Genomic DNA, 6,271 nt, shown 5'->3' with positions numbered 1-6,271 from the left:
CGCCGCGTGGGCGCGATCAGCCGGCGACGGCCCGCAGCCGACACGCCACCCAGGGGTCCCGCGATCTGCGGGCACGTCGGGGCTTGTCGCGCCCACGCGGCGGCAGCCGCACATCGACACCGCCCCGCGCCCCTACGGGGCGCCGTGGTCCAGGCCGTCGAAGGCCACCCGCAGATGGCGGGGGCCGCGCAGGACGGGGCTGGGGCGGTACGGGGGCGGGTCGGCGATCAGGCGCGGGGCGCGCAGGCGGCGGGCGAGTTCGGTCAGGGCCAGCTGGGCCTCCAGCCGGGCCAGCGGTGCCCCGAAGCAGTGGTGCACGCCGAAGCCGAAGCCCAGGTGCTGAATGTCGGTGCGGGCGGGGTCGAAGCGGTCGGGATCCGTGAAGCGGTGCGGGTCCCGGTTGCCGGAGGCGAGCAGCAGCCACACGGGCGCGCCCTTGGGGATGACGGTGCCGGCGATGTCGATGTCGTCGAGGGTGGTGCGCTGGGGCAGGAGCTGCACGGGAGGCTCGTAGCGCAGCAGTTCCTCGACGACGGCGGGCGCCGTCTGCGGGTCCTGGCGCAGGCGTGCCAGTGCCTCGGGGTGGCGCAGGAGGGTGAGCATCCCGTTGGTGATGAGGTTGACGGTGGTCTCGTGGCCGGCGATGAGCAGGAGTACGGAGGTGCTGATCTGTTCGATCGTGGACAGGCTGCCCTCGGGCCCCTCGTCGGTGGCGAGGGCGGAGAGCATGTCGTCGCCGGGGGCCCGGCGGTGCTTGTCGATCAGCTCCGCCATGTACTGGCCCAGTTCGAGGCGGCCCTGCTGGATCGTGCGGCGGCGTTCGGGATCGTCCTCGCCGGGGTCGATGCCGGCGACGACGACGTCGACCATGCGGCGGAAGTGCGGCTCGTCCTCCCTGGGGACGCCGAGCAGCCGGCAGATCACGGCGACCGGGAAGGGGTAGGCGACGTCGTCGACGACGTCGAATTCGCCGCGCCCGTCGAGGCCGTCGATCAGGTCCGTGACGGTGCGGGCCAGTTCGCCGCGCATGTCGTGGATGCGGCGGGGGCTGTGGGGCGGGCCGAAGGGGCGGGTGGCCAGGCGGCGCAGCCGGTCGTGTTCGGGCGGGTCGAGGCGGATGAAGGACGGTGGCAGGGCGGGGTTGTCCTCGTCGGAGGCGAGCAGGCTCTTCGCCCCGGGTGCGAGGTTGCGGGCGTCGGAGCTGATGCGCGGGTCGCCGAGCAGCTGCCGGATCTCCCAGTAGGTGGTGACCAGGTGGATGCCGCTGTCGTCGCGGACGACGGGGGTGCGGCGGAGTTCGGCGTAGAGGGGGTAGGGGTCGGCGCGGTGGGCGGGGTCGGTGATCCGCTGGACCGGGCTGCTGGACGGCACGGGTCGTATCTCCTCGGGGCGGGCGGACGTCGGCCGGTCAGGCCCGGGCGGGGGTGAAGTGCACGCGGCGTTCGCTGGGCGAGTGGCCGGTGAGGGTGACCGTGGGGCCGTGGCTGGGCAGGGCGGGGTCGGGGAAGGCGGCGGGCACGGGGTGCAGTCCCTCGGGGCGGCGGTCGACGGTGGGGAACGCCGGCGGGAAGGGGGCGGCCCGCTCGATGAGGTCCGCGTAGAAGCCCATCCACTTCGCCTGGTCGAAGGCGGCCGCGGCGATGATGCGCCCCTGGTGGCCGTAGGCGGCCACGAAGCGGCGTTCGGCCAGGGAGCCCTGGGTGACGATCACCTCGTCGGCCATGGAGGGGACGCCCACCGACTTGATGTTCACTCCGAACTGGGCCGACCAGAAGGCGGGCATCCACAGGTGCGGGCGGCGGGCCGGGCCGGGGCTGATCATGTTGTGTGCGGCGGTCTCCGCCTGTGCCACCGCGTTGCCCCAGTGCTCCAGCGACAGGAACTGGTAGCCGAACAGCGGGTGCGGGGTGCGGGCCACGTCGCCCGCGGCGAAGACGTCGTCGGTGACGATGCCGTGGACGTCGAAGGCCCGGCATCCCGCGTCGCAGGCGATGCCGCGGGGGCCGGCGGCCAGGCCGGAGCCCTCCAGCCAGGCGGTGTTGCGGATCGAGCCCAGGGCCACCACGGCGACGTCGACGTCCAGGACCGTGCCGTCGGAGAGGTGGGCGCGGCGCAGCCGGCCGGCGGGGTCGCCCTCCAGCGCGGTGACGGTGACCGAACAGCGCAGGTCGACGCCGTGGGTGCGCTGCAGGTCGGCCGCGACGGCTCCGATCACTCCACCGAGGGCGCCGACCAGGGGTGCGGGGCCGCGTTCGGCGACGGTGACCTCGATGCCGCGGTGCCGGCAGGCGGAGGCGATCTCCGAGCCGGTGAAGCCGGCGCCGACGACCAGGACGCGGCGCGGGCGGGCGGCCAGTCGCCGGGCGAGCCGGGCGGTGTCGTCGCGGGTGCGCAGCAGGCACACCCCGTCCAGGGCGGCCTCGTTCTCCTGCGGCCAGGGCCGGGCGCGTACACCGGTGGCGATGAGCAGGCGGTCGTAGGGGACGGCGTCGCCGTCCGCGAGCAGGACCCGCCGTCCGTCGCGGTCGAGGCCGGTGGCGGCGGTGCCCAGGCGCCATGCGGCGTCGACGGCGCGGCGCCGGGGCAGGCCGGTGTCCTCGGGTGCCGCCCGGCCGAGGAGCACCTGTTTGGACAGCGGCGGCCGGTCGTAGGGCTCGTGGGGTTCGTCGCCGATGAGGGTGAGGGGGCCGGCGAAGCCCTCGTCGCGCAGGTGTTCGGCGGCGCGCAGGCCGGCGAGCGAGGCGCCGACGATCACGATGCGGCCGTTCTTCACCGGTGTGCGTGCGGCGTGCTCAGCGGCCATCGGTGTCTCCCGCCCCGGGATCGTCGAGGCGGTCGACGAGGATGGCCTGGACGGGGCAGGCGGCAGCGGCCCGCAGGACGTCGTCGCGGTGGGCGGCGTCGAAGCGCGGCTCGTACAGCAGCGTCTCCTCGCCGTGCAGCGTGAACACCTGGGGGGCCAGGAAGACGCACTGGGCGAAGGCCTGGCAGCGGTTCAGGTCGACGACAAGCTTCATTTCGGCCCGTCCTCCTTCGACGTCACCCGCTTCCGAGGGTGCCCGGGCGGGCCCGGGCACGCGAGGCGGCACCCGGCCTCCGGCCGGCGCAGCCGCTGGTGGAGGCGGCGGCGGGCAACCGGCGGCGTTGGGCCGACCGGGGGAACGGCAGCAGGCCGGGCGCGGGCGGGCGGGTGACGATGGCGGGAGCACATCGGTCCACGAAAGGTCCCGTCATGCGAGCGACTGTCATCTATGGCGCGGGGGACGTACGGGTGGAGGACGTGCCCGATCCGGTGCTCAGGGACGCCACGGACGCGCTGGTGCGCGTACTGCGCTCGTGCATCTGCGGCAGTGATCTGTGGCCCTACGGATCCCGGCCGCGCACCGAGGAGGGCGACCGGATCGGGCACGAGTTCCTCGGCGTGGTGGAGGAGACCGGGCGGCAGGTGACCGGGCTGAAGCGGGGCGACGTGGTGGTGGCGCCGTTCGTGTGGTCGGACAACACCTGCGACTTCTGCGCCGAGGGCCTGCACACCTCCTGCCGCAACGGCGGGTTCTGGGGGGAGGACGGCGTGGACGGCTGCCAGGGCGAGGCGGTGCGGGTGCCGCAGGCCGAGGGCACCCTGGTGAAGGTGCCGGTCGGGGAGGACTCCGCGCTGCTGCCGTCGCTGCTGACGCTCTCGGACGTCTTCCCCACGGGCCATCACTGTGCCGTACGGGCCGGTGTCGGGCCGCAGACGGCGGTGACCGTGATCGGGGACGGCGCGGTCGGGCTGTCGGCGGTGCTGGCCTCCCGGCGGCTGGGCGCCCCGCGGATCGTGCTGATGGGCCGGCACCGCACCCGTACGGACCTGGGCCGGGACTTCGGGGCCACCGACGTGGTCCCCGAGCGCGGCGAGGAGGGCATCGCGCGGGTGCGGGAGCTGACCGGTGGAGACGGTACCCATGCGGTGCTGGAGTGCGTCGGCACCCTGCAGTCGCTGGAGACCGCCTTCGGCGTGGTCCGGGACGGCGGTACGGTCAGCCGGGTCGGCGTGCCGCAGTACGAACAGGCGCCGGTGGGCCCCTCCGTCTTCATGCGGAACGTCACGCTGACCGGCGGGGTGGCCCCGGCCCGGGCGTACATCGAGGAGCTCCTGCCGGACGTGCTGGAGGGGCGGCTGGAGCCGGGCCGGGTCTTCGACCGGACGATCGGCCTGGAAGAGGTGCCCGACGGCTATCGTGCGATGGCCGCCCGCGAGGCGCTGAAGGTGCTCATCCGGCCCTGACCCCGCGGACGGCCCGCGCCGTCACGGCCCTTCTCAGCACCGGCCCCCGTTGACGCCGTCGATCCGGCCGCCGAAGTCGCTCCCGTAGGCGCGGCGCCAGTCGCCGTTGTTGACCTGGCGGGTCTCCTTGGGGTCCCAGTTGATGAAGCACGCCTCGGTGCTCGCCACGAAGGAGCCGACGTTGTCGTGCAGCGCCGGTGGCATGTCGCGGTAGCCGCTGGCGGCCGTCCACTCCCAGCTGGTGCCGTGATAGTCGGTGCCAGAGAAGAAGCACACGGAGCCGCCCGGGCAGGAGGGCGCCAGGTCGGGCGCGGCGGAGGCGTTGGACGCCGGCAGCACCAGGGCGGCCAGGCAGAGCGCGGCCATCAGGGCCCAGGAGCGGGTACGGGTGGGGCGGTTGCTGGTCATGGGGTGTCCCTTCTCGCGGTGGAGGAAGTCGCTGTGCGTGGCCGGAAGGCGACGCCGTGGCCACGCACAGCGAGATTCTTCACACGCTGCGTGAGGGATTCGAGGGGCTTCGACGGTCGTCGAAGGCGACGTCCGCGGCGGCATCCACGGCGGGGTCCTGGCACGCACGCGGGTGCGGGACGGAGGTGGCGCGGCCGCCCTGGTGCAGGTCGCCCTGCTGCAGGTCGCCCTGGCGCAGGGAGACGGTGCGTTCGGGGACGGGGATGCGAATGCCCTCGGCGCGGTAGCGCTGATGCAGGCGCTTGATGAACTCGTGCTTGATGCGCCATTTGTCGCTGAACTCGCCGACGCCCAGGATCACCGAGAAACCGATCCGGTTGTCGCCGAAGGTGTGGAAGCGGACGGCCGGTTCGTGGTCGGGCACTGCGCCGGCGATGTCCTTCATCACGCCCTCGGCGACCTCGATGGTGATGCGCTCGACCTCGTCCAGGTCACTGTCGTAGGCGACGCCGACCTGCACACTGACCGACAGCTTCTGCTCGGGGCGGCTGAAGTTGGTCATGTTCGTGCCGGCGAGCTTGCCGTTGGGAATGATGACCAGGTTGTTCGAGATCTGCTTGACGACGGTGTTGCGCCAGTTGATGTCGACGACGTAGCCCTCCTCACCGCTGGTGAGGCGGATGTAGTCGCCGGGCTGGACCGTCTTGGAGACCAGGATGTGGACGCCGGCGAAGAGGTTGGCGAGGGTGTCCTTCAGGGCCAGGGCGATGGCGAGACCGCCGACGCCGAGGGCGGTGAGCAGGGGGGCGATGGATATGCCCAGGGTCTGCAGGACGATGAGGAAGCCCATCGCGAACACCACGATGCGCGTGATGTTGACGAAGATCGTGGCCGATCCGGCGACGCCCGACCGGGACTGCGCCACGGTCTGCACCAGTTCGCCCGTCACCCGGGCGACGGCGATGGAGGCGACCAGGATGACCAGGGTCTCCAGCACCTCGTTGAGCGTGTGCCCGACGGAGTGGTTCAGCGGCAGGGCCGCCGCTCCCGACGCCACGCCGGCGGCCACCGCGGAGAAGGGCGCCACCGTGCGCAGCACGTCGACGATGATGTCGTCGCCGATCCACTTGGTGCGCAGGGCCCGCTCGGCGAGCCAGCGCAGCACGACCTTCAGGACGAGGGCCGCCAGCAGGCCTGCGGCCACCGCGATGCCCGCGACGACGGCGTCGTGCAAAGTCACATCCCGGGTCACCGGCGCCGCCCCCGTTCCGGGCGGAGGGGGGCGGGGGCGCCGTGCGGCACGGACCCGGAGGAGTTGTTCGTCACATGTACCTGCCTGTAGCCAGGGATCACCGATGCGCCGGACCCCGGAGGTCACGGTGCGTCAGACATCCTGCACCACGGTCCTCGCGCCGCTCGAAGGAGTGTCCGACTAGGGGCGCCCCGAAGGGGCGCGGGGCGGTGTCGTTCTGCGGTTGCCGCCGCGTGGGCGTGACACGGCATCCCGTCTGCGGGTGCGTCGTGGCTTGTCGCGCAGTTCCCCGCGCCCCTGACGGGGCGCCGTGGCTGGTGCAGCGCCCCGTCAGGGGCGCGGGG

The 6,271-nt window shown here is 73.3% G+C and carries 6 protein-coding genes; 1 reads left to right on the top strand and 5 read right to left on the bottom strand.

Annotated elements, in window-relative coordinates; all coding sequences use genetic code 11:
• Nucleotides 1-132: 132 nt before the first annotated feature.
• Genes AB0K17_RS30595 through AB0K17_RS30585 form a run of 3 tightly spaced genes read right to left on the bottom strand, consistent with a single transcriptional unit; the run spans nucleotide 133 to nucleotide 3,017 of the window.
• A complete protein-coding gene (locus tag AB0K17_RS30595; protein WP_365984998.1) occupies nucleotides 133-1,371 on the bottom strand; it encodes a cytochrome P450 in 1,239 nt (412 codons plus the stop codon).
• Between the two features lie 37 nt (nucleotides 1,372-1,408).
• Nucleotides 1,409-2,803 (bottom strand): FAD/NAD(P)-binding oxidoreductase, encoded by a 1,395-nt coding sequence (locus tag AB0K17_RS30590; RefSeq protein ID WP_365984997.1) that lies wholly within the window; start codon nucleotides 2,801-2,803, stop codon nucleotides 1,409-1,411.
• Nucleotides 2,793-3,017 carry a ferredoxin gene (locus AB0K17_RS30585; protein WP_365970144.1) on the bottom strand — a complete coding sequence of 75 codons (225 nt, stop codon included), beginning with the start codon at nucleotides 3,015-3,017 and terminating at the stop codon, nucleotides 2,793-2,795. Before AB0K17_RS30585 ends, AB0K17_RS30590 begins: the two co-directional genes overlap by 11 nt.
• A gap of 215 nt (nucleotides 3,018-3,232) precedes the next feature.
• Between AB0K17_RS30585 and AB0K17_RS30580 the strand changes: the two genes are divergently transcribed.
• Nucleotides 3,233-4,267: a zinc-dependent alcohol dehydrogenase family protein gene (locus AB0K17_RS30580; RefSeq protein ID WP_365970146.1), complete on the top strand. Its 1,035-nt coding sequence runs from the start codon at nucleotides 3,233-3,235 to the stop codon at nucleotides 4,265-4,267.
• Between the two features lie 33 nt (nucleotides 4,268-4,300).
• Here AB0K17_RS30580 and AB0K17_RS30575 read toward each other — a convergent pair whose 3' ends face one another.
• On the bottom strand, nucleotides 4,301-4,675 hold the full coding sequence (locus AB0K17_RS30575) for a peptidase inhibitor family I36 protein (protein WP_365970147.1): 375 nt from the start codon (nucleotides 4,673-4,675) through the stop codon (nucleotides 4,301-4,303).
• Between the two features lie 79 nt (nucleotides 4,676-4,754).
• On the bottom strand, nucleotides 4,755-5,927 hold the full coding sequence (locus tag AB0K17_RS30570) for a mechanosensitive ion channel family protein (protein ID WP_365984996.1): 1,173 nt from the start codon (nucleotides 5,925-5,927) through the stop codon (nucleotides 4,755-4,757).
• Nucleotides 5,928-6,271: the final 344 nt, after the last annotated feature.

Origin of the sequence: Streptomyces sp. NPDC049585 (assembly GCF_040675615.1) — a bacterium.
GTDB classification, from domain to species: Bacteria; Actinomycetota; Actinomycetes; order Streptomycetales; family Streptomycetaceae; genus Streptomyces; species Streptomyces luteosporeus.
This window is presented reverse-complemented; position numbering and strand designations above follow the sequence as displayed.